The 13,443-nt window shown below is 41.1% G+C and carries 16 protein-coding genes; 10 read left to right on the forward strand and 6 right to left on the reverse strand.

The features are described from left to right. Positions 1–34 precede the first annotated feature (34 nt). Positions 35–634 carry an undecaprenyl-diphosphatase gene (locus tag NSQ17_RS17365; RefSeq protein WP_008343330.1) on the forward strand — a complete coding sequence of 200 codons (600 nt, stop codon included), beginning with the start codon at positions 35–37 and terminating at the stop codon, positions 632–634. A 33-nt stretch (positions 635–667) separates the two neighbouring features. Here the strand turns inward: NSQ17_RS17365 and NSQ17_RS17370 are convergent, their stop codons facing one another. Continuing rightward, entirely contained in the window at positions 668–2,059 is a 1,392-nt protein-coding gene (locus NSQ17_RS17370; RefSeq protein ID WP_035389771.1) for an MFS transporter, read from the reverse strand. A 218-nt stretch (positions 2,060–2,277) separates the two neighbouring features. Between NSQ17_RS17370 and NSQ17_RS17375 the strand changes: the two genes are divergently transcribed. From NSQ17_RS17375 to NSQ17_RS17395, 5 genes are all read left to right on the forward strand, one after another. Then, positions 2,278–3,123, forward strand: a complete 846-nt coding sequence (locus tag NSQ17_RS17375; RefSeq protein ID WP_234805312.1) for a transporter substrate-binding domain-containing protein — start codon at positions 2,278–2,280, stop codon at positions 3,121–3,123. 41 nt (positions 3,124–3,164) lie between these two features. Beyond that, the gene (locus tag NSQ17_RS17380; protein WP_007497584.1) at positions 3,165–3,842 is read left to right on the forward strand and encodes an amino acid ABC transporter permease; all 678 of its coding nucleotides are present in this window, start codon (positions 3,165–3,167) and stop codon (positions 3,840–3,842) included. A 10-nt stretch (positions 3,843–3,852) separates the two neighbouring features. After that, the gene (locus NSQ17_RS17385) at positions 3,853–4,593 is read left to right on the forward strand and encodes an amino acid ABC transporter ATP-binding protein (protein WP_342467635.1); all 741 of its coding nucleotides are present in this window, start codon (positions 3,853–3,855) and stop codon (positions 4,591–4,593) included. 193 nt (positions 4,594–4,786) lie between these two features. Next, on the forward strand, positions 4,787–5,995 hold the full coding sequence (locus tag NSQ17_RS17390; RefSeq protein ID WP_342467636.1) for an ammonium transporter: 1,209 nt from the start codon (positions 4,787–4,789) through the stop codon (positions 5,993–5,995). 18 nt (positions 5,996–6,013) lie between these two features. Then, the gene (locus NSQ17_RS17395) at positions 6,014–6,361 is read left to right on the forward strand and encodes a P-II family nitrogen regulator (RefSeq protein ID WP_007497589.1); all 348 of its coding nucleotides are present in this window, start codon (positions 6,014–6,016) and stop codon (positions 6,359–6,361) included. 86 nt (positions 6,362–6,447) lie between these two features. On the opposite strand, the gene NSQ17_RS17400 is transcribed toward NSQ17_RS17395, so the two are convergent. Beyond that, positions 6,448–7,344: a peptidoglycan DD-metalloendopeptidase family protein gene (locus tag NSQ17_RS17400; RefSeq protein ID WP_039165313.1), complete on the reverse strand. Its 897-nt coding sequence runs from the start codon at positions 7,342–7,344 to the stop codon at positions 6,448–6,450. Positions 7,345–7,471: 127 nt separating this feature from the next. Here NSQ17_RS17400 and NSQ17_RS17405 point away from each other — a divergent pair, with 127 nt between their 5' ends. Then, positions 7,472–7,969: a GNAT family N-acetyltransferase gene (locus tag NSQ17_RS17405; protein WP_008343345.1), complete on the forward strand. Its 498-nt coding sequence runs from the start codon at positions 7,472–7,474 to the stop codon at positions 7,967–7,969. Between the two features lie 234 nt (positions 7,970–8,203). On the opposite strand, the gene NSQ17_RS17410 is transcribed toward NSQ17_RS17405, so the two are convergent. From NSQ17_RS17410 to NSQ17_RS17420, 3 genes are read right to left on the reverse strand one after another with little or no spacing between them, the layout of a single operon-like run. Next, positions 8,204–8,734 (reverse strand): thioredoxin family protein, encoded by a 531-nt coding sequence (locus NSQ17_RS17410; protein WP_007497592.1) that lies wholly within the window; start codon positions 8,732–8,734, stop codon positions 8,204–8,206. Then, complete coding sequence (locus NSQ17_RS17415) at positions 8,731–9,300, reverse strand: MauE/DoxX family redox-associated membrane protein (RefSeq protein WP_274660511.1); 570 nt, start codon at positions 9,298–9,300, stop codon at positions 8,731–8,733. Before NSQ17_RS17415 ends, NSQ17_RS17410 begins: the two co-directional genes overlap by 4 nt. Position 9,301: 1 nt before the next feature. Then, entirely contained in the window at positions 9,302–11,101 is a 1,800-nt protein-coding gene (locus NSQ17_RS17420) for an ABC transporter ATP-binding protein (RefSeq protein WP_342467637.1), read from the reverse strand. A 98-nt stretch (positions 11,102–11,199) separates the two neighbouring features. Between NSQ17_RS17420 and NSQ17_RS17425 the strand changes: the two genes are divergently transcribed. After that, positions 11,200–11,709 carry a hypothetical protein gene (locus NSQ17_RS17425; protein WP_056704223.1) on the forward strand — a complete coding sequence of 170 codons (510 nt, stop codon included), beginning with the start codon at positions 11,200–11,202 and terminating at the stop codon, positions 11,707–11,709. 48 nt (positions 11,710–11,757) lie between these two features. Here the strand turns inward: NSQ17_RS17425 and NSQ17_RS17430 are convergent, their stop codons facing one another. Further along, positions 11,758–12,156: a hypothetical protein gene (locus NSQ17_RS17430; RefSeq protein ID WP_274660509.1), complete on the reverse strand. Its 399-nt coding sequence runs from the start codon at positions 12,154–12,156 to the stop codon at positions 11,758–11,760. A gap of 516 nt (positions 12,157–12,672) precedes the next feature. On the opposite strand from NSQ17_RS17430, the gene NSQ17_RS17435 reads away from it, so the two are divergent. Both NSQ17_RS17435 and rpmG read left to right on the forward strand, forming a co-directional pair. Continuing rightward, a complete protein-coding gene (locus NSQ17_RS17435) occupies positions 12,673–13,095 on the forward strand; it encodes a DUF5362 family protein (RefSeq protein WP_056704219.1) in 423 nt (140 codons plus the stop codon). Between the two features lie 140 nt (positions 13,096–13,235). After that, positions 13,236–13,385 carry a 50S ribosomal protein L33 gene (rpmG, locus tag NSQ17_RS17440; RefSeq protein ID WP_135009596.1) on the forward strand — a complete coding sequence of 50 codons (150 nt, stop codon included), beginning with the start codon at positions 13,236–13,238 and terminating at the stop codon, positions 13,383–13,385. The last annotated feature ends 58 nt before the right edge of the window (positions 13,386–13,443 follow it).

Genomic DNA, 13,443 nt, shown 5'->3' on the forward strand with positions numbered 1-13,443 from the left:
ATAGTTGGCGTTAAGCGAAAGTATAGGTGATGTTTTGAATTACGAATTGTTTAAAGTCATACACGGGATGGCTCATCATTCTGAGTTTTTAGATCAGGCCATGATTTTCATTACGAAAAAGGCCATTCTCGTATATGCCCTCGTCTTATTGATTTGCTGGTTTTTAGGTAATCACAAATTTAAGAAGCATGTCTTCTTTTCTGGTGTAACAGGCATCGTGGCACTCATCGTCAATTTTGCCATTACGCTGTTTTATTATGAAGAGCGGCCGTTTGTGGCGCACAAAGTCGACACACTCATCCCGCACTCAGCAGACGCTTCCTTCCCAAGTGACCACACAACAGGTGCACTGGCTCTTTCACTAGCCATTCGATCCCGTAATAAAAAACTCGGCAATATTTTGCTTGTTTTTGGATTACTGACAGGGTTCTCCCGCATCTGGGTCGGTCATCATTATCCATTTGATGTATTAGGCAGCTTGATCGTATCGATTGTGGTTGTCTTTATCATGAATAAATTATGGAAGTTCTTTGACTCTCCAATTGACCGTATCGTGACATTTTACGAGAACATTGTGGGCAAAATTTTCAGAAGGAAGCAAAAGGACCAAGGATCAGACCTGTCCAACTCTTAAGCGGCTTGCGATAAAGTATGGAAGACCTCTCTTCTACTTTATCCCAGCCGCTTTTTTCATTGTTTGTTTTCCTCTGACCATACTCGAAAAATAAAGGCTGACGCTAATGCCAACAAGGGAAATCATGATTAATGTCCAGCCTAATTGTTCAAAATGAGAACCTGCAATTTCCTCACCAAACAGCATGCCAAGCACGGCAGATGACAGAATGGAACCAAGGTACCTGCATGTTTGAAAAAGCCCAGAGGTCGTGCCAATCATTTGTTGAGGGCTCGCTTTTAACATCGCAGCTTGAAGCGCAACATTTCCAATCCCGTAACTGAGTCCAAGCAAAGCAAGAACCAGTCCTTTCCCCCAGAATGGCGCAGGTATAAAAAAGAAAGTCATTGCTGAAGCACCGGCCAGCATCAGCACAGCACTTGCCAAAACAGGATGCCGTTCATCGCCGCGATCTACCCACTTGCCAGTCAGCGGCGATACCATTATGCTCACGCCAGACATGCAAAGCATAAAGAGACCTGTCATCTCCACACGCCAGCCCAATTCATCCTGAAAATAACTTGGCAAGCCAAAAAAGAGACAATAGAAGAAAATATTCAAAATGATAAATTGCACATACACAAGCGAAAGCCGTTTCTCCTGCCTGAACATCCGAATTTGGATAAATGGCTCATCCACCTGATATTCCCACCATATAAAAGCACCCGCACTCACAAGACAGAGAATGCCCTGTACATACTGAATACCATCAGATAGTGATAATAAAAAAGAAAGCAAAAGGACAATACAAACTGTAAATAGAAACATCCCTGGCAAATCAAGCTTTCGGACAGTGTCTCCGATACGCAATTTTTTCTTCTTCTCCTTAGGAAACAAGGAAAGGCCTAGAAAAAAACTGATCAATATGAATGGCAGATTCACTAAAAAGATCGCCGGCCAGCTGCCGATCGTCATCAAAAACCCGCCAAGTGTCGGCCCGAGTGCTGTCATCGCTGAAGCAAAGATGGACAATACCGCTAAAGCAGAAGCTTGTCGTTCCTTCACATGATCCCGAATCAGTCCAACACCTGAAGGATAGATCGCACTGCTTCCAATCGCCTGAAGAAGCCGGATCACAATCAGCACCGCAAAAGTCGGGGCAAACGGCGCACAAATGGCCGAGACTGCCACTAGAACTAGTCCAAATAAAAATAAGGTTCTTCGGCTCATCACATGATCTCCAATTCGTCCACTCACCGGCTGCGTGACCGCGCTGGCCAAATAAAAGGTTGAAATGAGCCAAGATACCGTCGTAAACGACAAACCGAACTCATGCTGAATTTGATGCAAGGCTAAAGAAATCATTGAGGAATTCAATGGATTTAACATCGTTCCAAAAGCAATCGCCGTTAAAAAGACTTTTCGGTTGTTTTTCCATTTGATCATACACCCGCCCCCTTCTTTTGACATACACGTTCTTTGTCTATCTCCTCGTTATTATGAGATTCATTTCCCTTTTTTACCCTGATCAATTCAAGTTCTCTCTCCGAAAAGCAAGACATACATTTTAAAAAGGGCAAGTGTTGGAAAAGCGCATATAAAATTGAGAATATGAGGAACAAATGGTAAGATGCTACACATATTGAAAAGCCTACTTTCTCCTTATACGGAGAACGGCTGAAAAGGAGGAGAAGCTTATTATTAAAAAAAGACGGTTTTGGGTCCCAGCCCTTTTCTCGGTTGCAGTATTACTTCTGTCTTCGTGTGGTTCAAATGAAACAAATGGGAACGGAGATAAACGTAATTCTACAGCGAAAGGGTCGCCGATTTTGGAGGATGGGAAATTTATTTTTGCAGCATCAGGTGAATTCCACCCATTCAGTTACATGGATGGAAACCAGATGTCCGGCTTTGATATTGATGTCGGCAATGCGATTAGCGACAAGATGGGCCTAGAGCCTGTACAGAAAAAATATAAATTCGCAGGCATCGTCGAAGGCGTCAAAGCAGGTAAATTTGATGCTGCCGTTGCAAGTCATACCATCAACGAGGAACGAAAAAAACACGTCCTTTTTTCTCAACCGTATTACTACTCCGGTCCGCAAATCTTCACAAGACCCGGCGCAGACATTCACAGTGCAGATGACTTAAAAAACAAAGAAATCGCTGTCTCTAAAGGTTCGTCTTATGCGGATATTGCCAAAGAACATAGCGGTCAGGAACCGAAATATTACGACAGTGATGTTGTCGCTTTAGAAGCACTAGCCAATGGCAAACACGATGCAGTCGTCACTGATTTTGCCACAGGGGCAGAAGCCATGAAGAAAAAACTAAAAATTGAAGCACAAGAAAGACTCGGGCAAAGTGAGCAAGCAATTGCTGTCTCTAAAGACAATAAAGAGCTCATAAAAGAAATCAACGATGCGATTGATGCACTCAAAAAAGACGGAACATTAAGACAAATTAGCGAAAAATATTTTGACGAAGATATTACCGTCAAACAGGATTAAAACCACGATTGTGCGCCTTTCTCTAGGCGCACTTTCTTCAAATGGAGATGATTGTTTTGCCTACCTTATCACATTTTTTTCAAACGCTGATTGATTCTAGAGGCGTTTTCTTAGAAGGAATGCTGCTCACCTTACAACTCACTGTCATCAGTATTTTCATCGGCATGTTCATCGGGCTTTTCTTTGCCTTACTAAAAATATCCCGCGTGGCCGTTTTCGGTTATATCGCAAATGCCTATATCTTCCTTGTACGCGGGACACCACTCATTGTGCAGATTTTTATCCTGTATTTTGGGCTGACAGAATTAAATATACCCGACTTTTGGGCAGCCTCTATTGCGCTTGCCTTCCATAACGGTGCCTATATAGCAGAAATATTCAGAGGGGCGATTCAATCAATCGATCAAGGTCAAAAAGAAGCAGGACGTTCTCTTGGCATGGGGCGATTTCTAACCATGAGACGTATCATTCTCCCGCAAGCGATGCGGCGCGCCCTTCCCCCTCTCGGCAATCAGTTTATCATCGGCTTAAAAGATTCATCACTTGCTGCCTTCATCAGCGTCAATGAACTCTTTAACATAGCCACCACTCAAGGCTCCAACAGTTTTGACAACATGACGTACTTACTTGTCGTGGCTGTCTATTACTTAGTTCTTGTCCTGCTGTTAACATTCGCTGTGCAAACCGTTGAGAAGAAACTATCAGTCAGTGATCATTAGGAGGAGAAGCATGACAGAATCAAAAGAGATCATTCGCGTTGAAAAACTGAATAAATACTTTGGAGAACTGCATGTCTTAAAAGATATCGACCTCACTGTATATGAAAATGATGTCGTCGTCTTAATTGGTGCAAGCGGCTCTGGGAAAAGCACCTTGCTCCGTTGTATGAATTTTTTAGAAATAAAAAATGACGGTCAGATCATCATTGATGGCAGTCCCGTTCATCCAAAACGAGATCAATTAAACGAAATGAGGCAGAAAATAGGCATGGTGTTTCAGCATTTTAATCTCTTCCCGCACAAAACCGTGCTTGAAAACATCATCGAAGCACCGGTCATGGTGAAAAAAACAAAGAAAGCACAAGCGATAACTGAAGCCAATGTCTTATTAGAGAAAGTCGGACTAGCGGATAAAGCAAAAGTGTACCCTTCAAAGCTATCAGGCGGTCAAAAACAGCGCGTTGCCATCGCACGAGCTCTCGCCATGAAGCCCGATGTCATGTTATTTGACGAGCCCACTTCTGCGCTGGACCCAGAGCTTGTAGGCGAAGTGCTGCATACCATGAAAAGTCTTGCCAAAGAAGGCATGACAATGGTCATCGTCACTCATGAAATGGGCTTCGCAAAAGAAGTAGCTGACCGAGTTGTTTATATGCATGAAGGACGAATCGTCGAACAAGGTACCCCATCAGAATTATTTGATTCTCCTCAAGAGGAGCGAACCACATTGTTTCTCAGTTCGATTTTATAGGTCAAACGCCCTTTATTTTTCGTCGTTCATGCACGTTTATTCTCATTTTTTACGAACTTTTCATCCATTTATATTGATAATGACCAAAAAACCATGTTAGATAAACTTACACGAATATGTTATATATGACTTTTCTCTCTATAATGAAGAATTAAGAAATCTATTAATTCTGAATGATTCGGGGGAATGCAGCATGCAAATGAGTGATACAGTATTTATGTTCTTCTGCACACTACTCGTGTGGTTAATGACACCGGGTTTAGCCTTATTCTATGGAGGACTTGTGAGAAGTAAAAACGTGTTAAGTACGACAATGCACAGCTTAACCTCACTAGCCATTGTCTCTATCGTCTGGATCGTGTTTGGCTATTCACTGGCCTTTGCGCCAGGCAATGCATGGATCGGAGGCTTTGACTGGGTTGGACTAAAAGGCGTTGGCTTTGAACCTGGTTCATATAGTGATACGATTCCACATTCATTGTTCATGATGTTCCAAATGACCTTTGCTGTCCTCACAACAGCCATTATCTCTGGTGCCTTCGCTGAACGTATTCGTTACTCAGCGGTGGTCGTGTTTACACTCCTTTGGGTCACATTTGTATACGCTCCAGTCGCTCACTGGGTATGGGGTGGCGGCTGGATTGGCGAAATGGGAGCACTTGACTTCGCCGGTGGAAACGTCGTCCACATTTCATCAGGTGTGGCTGGTCTAGTCGTAGCCATTGTTCTCGGGAAGCGAAAAGAAGCGGCAAGTTCTTCTCCGCATAACTTGATCTACACACTTCTTGGCGGAGCTGTGATTTGGTTTGGCTGGTTTGGGTTTAACGTAGGAAGTGCCCTCACATTAGACAGTGTCGCCATGTATGCCTTTATTAACACGAATACAGCAGCTGCTGCAGGAATCATCGGCTGGCTGTTAGTCGAATGGATGATCAACAAAAAACCAACGATGCTAGGTGCAATCTCTGGAGCCATTGCAGGCCTAGTAGCGATTACACCTGCCGCAGGTTTTGTCACACCATTTGCTTCGATTATCATCGGAATCATCGGCGGAATCGTTTGTTTCTGGGGCGTCTATTCACTTAAAGCCAAGTTCGGCTATGATGATGCACTGGATGCATTCGGTCTGCACGGAATCGGCGGTACGTGGGGAGGCATTGCTACAGGCCTTTTCGCCACTACATCTGTCAATGATGGCGGAGCCAACGGCTTATTTTACGGCGATCCAAGCTTACTTTGGAAACAAGTTGTCGCCATCGTGGCCACATACGTCTTTGTTGCAGTTGTCACATACGTGATCATCAAAGTCGTCAACATCTTCTTCAAGATTCGCGCAACTGAAGAAGAAGAATCAGTCGGTCTTGATTTAACGATGCATGGCGAAAAAGCATATCAAGATTAAAGAAAAAGGGGTGTCTCTATGAGCAAAATGTATAAAGTGGAGATTGTCACACGTCCAGCTAATTTTGAAACATTAAAGGTGGAGCTTGGAAAGATTGGTGTCACCTCGATTACCTTTTCCAATGTGCACGGCTGCGGATTACAAAAGGGACATACGGAACTATACCGTGGCGTCAAAAAGGAAAGCAATGTGTACGAACGTTTAAAGATCGAAATCGTTTTAAGCAAAGTACCTGTTGAACAGGTCGTGGAAACGGCTCAAAAGGTACTTCGTACAGGAGAACCAGGGGATGGGAAGATTTTTATATATGAGATAGAAAATACAATCAACATTCGGACAGGTGAAGAAGGACCTGCCGCCTTATAGCATCCCCTCCGCCATATGGCGGAGGTTTTTTTAAAGACAGAAAAAAACCTCTGTGCATTTATCTACACAGAGGATCTGACATGACATTAAGATTGTTTTGTTTCTTCTGACTGACTGCGGTCTTTAGAGGAATCAGAAGACTTTTCTTGATCAGAGGATTTCCCCTTCTCATCAGACTTATCTTCAGATTTTTCTTCAGCTGGCTCTTTTGCCTTATCGTCAGCAGCAGGTTCCTTCGTTTTTTCATCAACCTTTGGCTGAGCAGGTTCTTTTGCTTCTTCCGTCACTTCTTGCGCTGCTTTTTCAATGGAAGAAACAGGCTTATCAATGAAGCTAAGTGGATTAAGCGCTAAACCTTCCATACGAATTTCAAAGTGAACATGGTTGCCGCTTTCAGCACCATATAGATTCTTACCAGAAGCACCGATGACATCATTCTGCTTTACTTCATCGCCTTCTTTTACACTCACTTGAGACAACGATTGATAAACAGTAGACAATCCATCTTCATGTTCAATTTCAACAACGTGACCGAGAACTGGATCTTTTTTCGCCTGAACGACTGTTCCACTAAGAGCAGCTGTGACATCAAACACTTTGCCATCTTTATCTGCAAGATCAATACCTTTGCTTAAGGTATAGGTGTTATTATAGTTTACAAGTGCTGCTTCTTTTTCTTTTTGATCAGCATCTGCTTCATAGAACTTTTTCACGACAGAAACATTCTCAGAATTCTGGACCGGCATAGCGACATTTTCAATTGGCTTTCCAACTTCAACGGCATCATCACGTTGTTCTTGTCCTGTTTGATTTCCATCAGATAGTTGGTCTTTCACATCTTTCGATACAGCTTGATACCAAAGAACGGCTGTTAACACGACCGCTGCGCTGACCAAGTAAATAGCAGGGAATACCCAGCGCTTACGGAAAAATTGCTGAACTTTTGTGATTTTGGAAGTACGTTTCTTTTCTTCCTCTCTCATTTTTCATCACCTCAGCAACATTCTGAACACTTTTCAAAAAATATATACACACGAAATTATTTTTCTTTTTATTTTGCGCAATCGCATCAATAATATGTATGATGAATGAAAAAAGATGGGGGTACATATGGTGAAGACTTTCAACCGCATGGCAACAGAAGATGACCTCAAAGAGATCGTCGATATCTACAATTCAACGATTGCTTCAAGAGAAGTAACGGCCGATACAGAACCTGTTACAGTAGAAGACCGCCGTCAGTGGTTTTTGAATCATTCAGAGAAACGTCCTCTCTATGTGAAAACAGATGAGGAAGGAAATATCTACGGCTGGCTCAGTTTTGAAACGTTTTACGGCAGACCTGCATACAACGGTACTGTTGAAATGAGTATTTATTTGAACCAAAACTATCGTGGAAAAGGTTTAGGGTCATTGTTCTTACAAGAGGCGCTCGAATTGGCACCCTCATTAGGCATCCGAACGTTACTTGCCTTTATTTTCGGTCACAACGAAGCCAGCATCAAATTATTTAAGAAGCACGGATTTGAGACTTGGGGACATTTGCCACGCATCGCAGAAATGGACGGCAATCGGTACGACTTAGATATTTTAGGAAAAGAGTTATAAACGGAGCGTCTCTTGAAGAAAGAGACGCTTTAGATTGTTGACAAAGGGCTAAAATGAACTTGATTTTAGCCCTTTGTCTTCTTTTCAGCGTGATAGAAAACCTTTGCAGTCTAGGAAGGACGAGTACTGGCGCGGAGCGAATTTGACATTCGTGAGCACCAGCACGCAGGACTGACAAAGAATGCGAGGGTTTGTCTACACGCTGGAGCGTCTCTTGAAGAAAGAGACGCTTTTTTATGAAGCATGCACCAACTGCTCAAATTGCTTCGCATTTTGAAGCGATTTTCTTTTCAGAATGATACCATGTTCATCAATCAGAAGCGCTTGCGGAACAACTGTTACTCCATACAACTCCATAATTTGTGATGAGCGCATATAAACAGCTTGCTCCGGCAGCAATTGAAGAAGCGAGGCATCATCGGCTTGTTCATCTCCATTAATAACAATCACATGAGCATCATCATGTGAAGTTTGAGGCTGCACATCAGACAAAATACTTTTACAAGTCATGCAAGTAGAATTCACAAATAACAGCATCACAGCTCGCCCATTTTGCAAATACTCCTTCAAGATCACCTTTTCACCTACATGCGAATAACTGCGAAATAACGGAGCCGGGTCACCAATATCCGCTTCCTTCAATTCAATTCCATCAAGGGACTTTATTTTATTCATAAATCTCCCGATAAAACGGGCAAGCAAAAACACGACAGCCAGCTGGGCAATGACAATTAATAACACAATGATTAATAAAATATCTGTCATTTCATTTTATCTCCTTCTATAATTGATCCATCTACAATCTGGAATGAGTCGATCCACTTTCGCTTCAATAGCACAATTTCTTGGCTGACCGCTATGATCAAACAGACAGCCGCTGCAATGAGAAAACAAATCATTTTCAACCGCAATGAAATCATTTCAACACCAGGATGTACATAAAATAACCCTGCCACAAGAGTAAGCATCAGCAGATTGCGAATCACAATCCCCCAATGCAGGCGATCGTTTTCCAGTAATCCTCCACAACCGCACGAAATATCACGATGCCCCCTAATTAAATTGAACGTAACCGCTCCAGTATAAATACATAACAGGGCTGTAAGGCCAATTGCAGGCAGGACAGACATGTTCCATATAAACAAATGAACCGTACAAACCAATTCAATCAACAAAAATAAATAAAACATAGGTGCCGCAAAAGAAGGCGGCAGCAGCCGATAAGCATTGATCTGCTGGACATGTGCCTTCTGTTTCCTTGCTTTATCGAGCCATGCACCCGCAAAAATGATTCCTAGTAAATAGACGCCTATGAAATAAAAGACACTCACCTTACACCATCTCCTTTTGTTGAAATAGTTGAGATTGTGCCTCGTAAAGCCTTCTGTACTCTCCGTGCAACGCCATCAGTTCATCATGGTTGCCCTCTTCAATAAAAGCACCATCTTTCATGACGATGATACGGTCTGCTAAGCGGGCCGCTCCCATACGATGTGTAATAAACAAAACCCCTTGCTCCTGCGTATGATCGAATAACTTTCGAATGAGCGAGATCTCCGACAGCGGATCGAGAGCAGAGGTCGGTTCATCTAAAATAATAAAATCACTTTCTCTAAAGAAGGTTCTCGCCATCGCAAGCTTTTGCCATTGTCCGCCAGACAATTCATGTCCCTCTTCAAAAAAGCGACCTAGCTGCGCATCATATGTGTCTTCCATTTGATTAATTCTTTTCTCTATACCTGCTTGGCGGGCGGCTGAAATCAACCGCTCTTCCTCTTCTATATCATCAATACGGCCAAACCCTATGTTTTCTCTCACAGTGAATTCGTACTTCATAAAATCTTGAAAAAGAACAGCCATTCTCGCATGATAGGTCTTTTTATGGATGGTGGAAATATCCTCTCCATTGACTTTGTGCATATTCTGTTGATCTGGATCATATAAGCTGGTTAAACATTTGATTAAAGTGGTTTTACCGGACCCATTATCTCCTACTAATGCAATTCGTTCACCTTTATTCATATGAAAATGAATATGCTCAATCGCTGGTTTTTTCATATTCGGATAAGTAAAAGAGAGATTGTCTAATGTAATGGACTGGATATGCTCAATTCCCTGAAGCGACGCTGCCTCTTCCTTCTGTTCATGCATTTCCTCTTCTCTCTTTTGAAAAGCTCTCATTTCATCAACATATAGGCTCGTTTCATATAAACTAGAACATTCCCTCGTTAAATCTTGAAACCCACTTTGAATGTTTTGTACAGCTTGTAGCACTGCAACAAACGTACCCGCTGCTAATTTTTTTTGAAAAATAAGAAAGACAATCAATAAACCACAGCACACATAGGCCAATGTCATGAGCAACCCGCCTGCCATCTCCCAGCGCACTTGGCGTTTCAGCAAATTATATTTTTCATCTGCACTTTTAATGTAGTGACCTCTCCACTTTTGAAGAAGATAATTCCCTATTCCATATAAACGAACTTCCTTTAAAAAATCTCGCTGCGCGACGAGATCAGATACATACATTTCTCTTCGATCATTAGCCGTTAACAAACGATTTAATCGATAACGTGCGCCTCCAAAGAAAAGTTCAATCCATAATACAGGCAAGGTAAACAAGAACAATATGACCGCTAAGCCCCAATGAATACCGATCATATAGATAAGAAGTGATACAACAGTAATCAACGCGCTCATCATTGTAAAAATACTTCTCACCATACTGAGAACATGCTGATGACTGTTCATCACACGTTGACTTTCATTGTAAAAGGACGGGTGCTCAAACGTAATAAACGGCAGTCTTATCACTTTTTGAAGCAATTCACCTTTCAAATGCAGACCAATCAGATTTGTTGCTTTCTGTTGACTAAGCTGAAGAATGAATTGAAGCCCATATCCTAAAATCACAATGACCATTTGCAGTCCAAATAACCACAAAACCTTTTGGATGTCACCAGAAGACGTCATAAATAAAATAATTTCATTAATCAAAGTTTGAATAATCCAGACACTAGCCAAAGGCATAAAACCAACGATCACTTGAATGAACAAAGTTAAAAGAAGATAAGAACGACTTTTTTTCCAAGTATAGGAGATTGCATATAAACAATGGTTCACTGTACTCATGAGATGCTCCACCTTACACCATTTAGTATAATTGACATATTTTTGATATTTGTAATATGATAGCTTTGCGTAACTTCATTTTGAGAGGACGATATACGATGAATTCAATTTTTCTTTTACAGCTCGCTCTTATGATTTGCAGTCTTCTATTAACGGCTGGAATTATCATCTATTTAAAACAACAGATGCAGCTTATCATCTTACCTATAGAACACGTGGGGCAGAAACTTGCGCATCCACTTCTCGAACAGCCATCACCCATTCACATGAATGATCTGCTGCAAACAAATCGTACACAACAATTACTGATCTTCACTGACACAGCATGTCCGCACTGCATTCCATCACTCGAACAATTCCTAGAAACAAAAAAGCAGCGTAAACTAAACGTTTCATTGAGTATTTTGTTGAAAAACGGGCAAAAAAAGGACCAAGAATTATATCGTGATCACGAAACAAACTTGCGAATTATTCCGGTAGACGAACAATTGATAAACGCATTCCAAATTCAGGAGTTTCCGTTCTACATCATGGTAGAAGAGAATGATACCATCTCATATGCAGCACCTTTTCCAGACGGTCTTTATTCAAGACTAGCTGCAAACTAAAGATAAATGAGGCATGTGAAGAGCATCAAACACATGCCTCATTTTTTATTATTGTGAATTTGGCTGAACATCCTTCCCTTTTTCCTCTGCAGCGATTTCATTAGCTTCGCTTGAAGCGGATGTTTGTTCCTCAGCTTGTTCAAACTCACTGCGAGCTTCATTTGAAATGTCAACTTGATCACCGTGCTGATTCACAGTAACAGAAGAAGACCGCTCTTTTTGAACCTCTTTCTCTAGTTCCTTTAATTTAGAAACATGAAGCTCTAAATCTTTTCCTTGCTGAACTAAAGTCAGTTGTTGAAATAACGCCTTTCTCTCTTCTGGAGAATGGTCGCCTTGAACAATTTGCGCTGCTTGGGTCAAAAAAGAATTTGATGTATGGCCTGCTTGACGCTTATTTGACGTCTGCATAGCATTTGTTACTAATGAAATTGGAGTTATGCTCATGCGTTCACACCCTAATAAATAAGATACTTAGATTTAGCAGCCACATTTAACGCGTTCTTGGCTAGTACAAATCTCACCTGTGTCACGATCCACATAGTAACGGAAAGTTCCAACGCCTTGAAGGAAACAAGTTGGTGCTGATTGGCAAGAAGTTACCAATCTTTGCAAAATACATCTAGCAGCTGCAGGTTGAACATTGGTCATTTTGTTTAAAATTCGATCTAACATATGAATTCCACCTTCCAATTTTTATGGTAATACAATACAATAATAACCAATTAATAGACAACTAACAACATATTTTGATAAATTTTCTAATTACTTCAAACTACTTTTCTCATTTATGAAAAAATTTATCGATTAGAATTGTAGTAATTGCTACTTTTTTCTTATTCAAAAATAATTTATTTATCCATAAAAAGTAAATGAAAGATAGAAAAAAGGTCAATTCACTCTTCCTAAAGTACTACTTGCTCAAGTATGATATAGAGTGAATACATAAAGGAGTGAACACAATTGCAACAAACTGAGAAAATCATTCAATCTCTTCATTCAATAACAAAGTGGGGAAAGGTTGGGAGCATCTTTCTCTATATTTCAGGTGGTCTATCCATCCTCAGTGGGTTTTGGCTTGTTCTTCCTGCTGCCATTGGCGTTTTTCTGATTATGATGGGAATTCATGCCCAAAAATCCGTGAAAGCAGCTGAACAATTGATTCAAGCGCCTGATACTTCTTACGAAGAATTATTGGAACAATATGCCAAGATGATGAAAATGCAAACACTGTTTGCGATTTCAAGTATTGCCGCCGTTATTCTCTCATTCATCGCGATCGTTTTGATGTTTATACTAGGCGGGCTAGCCTTTCTCCAAGAGCTTCCTACTGATGTCCAACAGTACGAAGATTATTACGAAGAAGAACTTGGTGACTTTTATTAATAGAAAGGGGTATCAATGAAATACGATACCCCTTTTTTATTTGAGTTGGCATAGACTTGATACTAAACTTGACAATCAGCCTTTATCATTTTAAAATACAAATCGTAATCATTACGAAATAAAGGAGGATTATAGCAATTATGCGCGTGAAAATCACCTTAGCCTGTACTGAAACAGGTGACAGAAACTATATCACTACAAAAAATAAACGAATGAACCCAGACCGATTGGAGTTAAAAAAATATTCTCCACGATTAAAGAAATACACCCTTCATCGGGAAACAAAATAATTTTTAAGATTTAAATCGTAATCATTACTATATAAGTGAGGCGGCATACAAAATGAGC

The organism is Bacillus sp. FSL W8-0629, assembly GCF_038593225.1.
GTDB lineage: Bacteria > Bacillota > Bacilli > Bacillales > Bacillaceae > Bacillus > Bacillus altitudinis.

Excerpts from the sequence above, each read along its gene's own strand:
- NSQ17_RS17370 (WP_035389771.1), bottom strand. The coding sequence starts at position 2,059 with ATGATCAAATGGAAAAACAACCGAAAAGTCTTTTTAACGGCGATTGCT.
- NSQ17_RS17380 (WP_007497584.1), top strand. The coding sequence starts at position 3,165 with ATGGAGATGATTGTTTTGCCTACCTTATCACATTTTTTTCAAACGCTG.
- NSQ17_RS17385 (WP_342467635.1), top strand. The coding sequence starts at position 3,853 with ATGACAGAATCAAAAGAGATCATTCGCGTTGAAAAACTGAATAAATAC.
- NSQ17_RS17390 (WP_342467636.1), top strand. The coding sequence starts at position 4,787 with ATGCAAATGAGTGATACAGTATTTATGTTCTTCTGCACACTACTCGTG.
- NSQ17_RS17395 (WP_007497589.1), top strand. The coding sequence starts at position 6,014 with ATGAGCAAAATGTATAAAGTGGAGATTGTCACACGTCCAGCTAATTTT.
- NSQ17_RS17400 (WP_039165313.1), bottom strand. The coding sequence starts at position 7,344 with ATGAGAGAGGAAGAAAAGAAACGTACTTCCAAAATCACAAAAGTTCAG.
- NSQ17_RS17405 (WP_008343345.1), top strand. The coding sequence starts at position 7,472 with ATGGTGAAGACTTTCAACCGCATGGCAACAGAAGATGACCTCAAAGAG.
- NSQ17_RS17410 (WP_007497592.1), bottom strand. The coding sequence starts at position 8,734 with ATGACAGATATTTTATTAATCATTGTGTTATTAATTGTCATTGCCCAG.
- NSQ17_RS17420 (WP_342467637.1), bottom strand. The coding sequence starts at position 11,101 with ATGAGTACAGTGAACCATTGTTTATATGCAATCTCCTATACTTGGAAA.
- NSQ17_RS17425 (WP_056704223.1), top strand. The coding sequence starts at position 11,200 with ATGAATTCAATTTTTCTTTTACAGCTCGCTCTTATGATTTGCAGTCTT.
- NSQ17_RS17430 (WP_274660509.1), bottom strand. The coding sequence starts at position 12,156 with ATGAGCATAACTCCAATTTCATTAGTAACAAATGCTATGCAGACGTCA.
- rpmG (WP_135009596.1), top strand. The coding sequence starts at position 13,236 with ATGCGCGTGAAAATCACCTTAGCCTGTACTGAAACAGGTGACAGAAAC.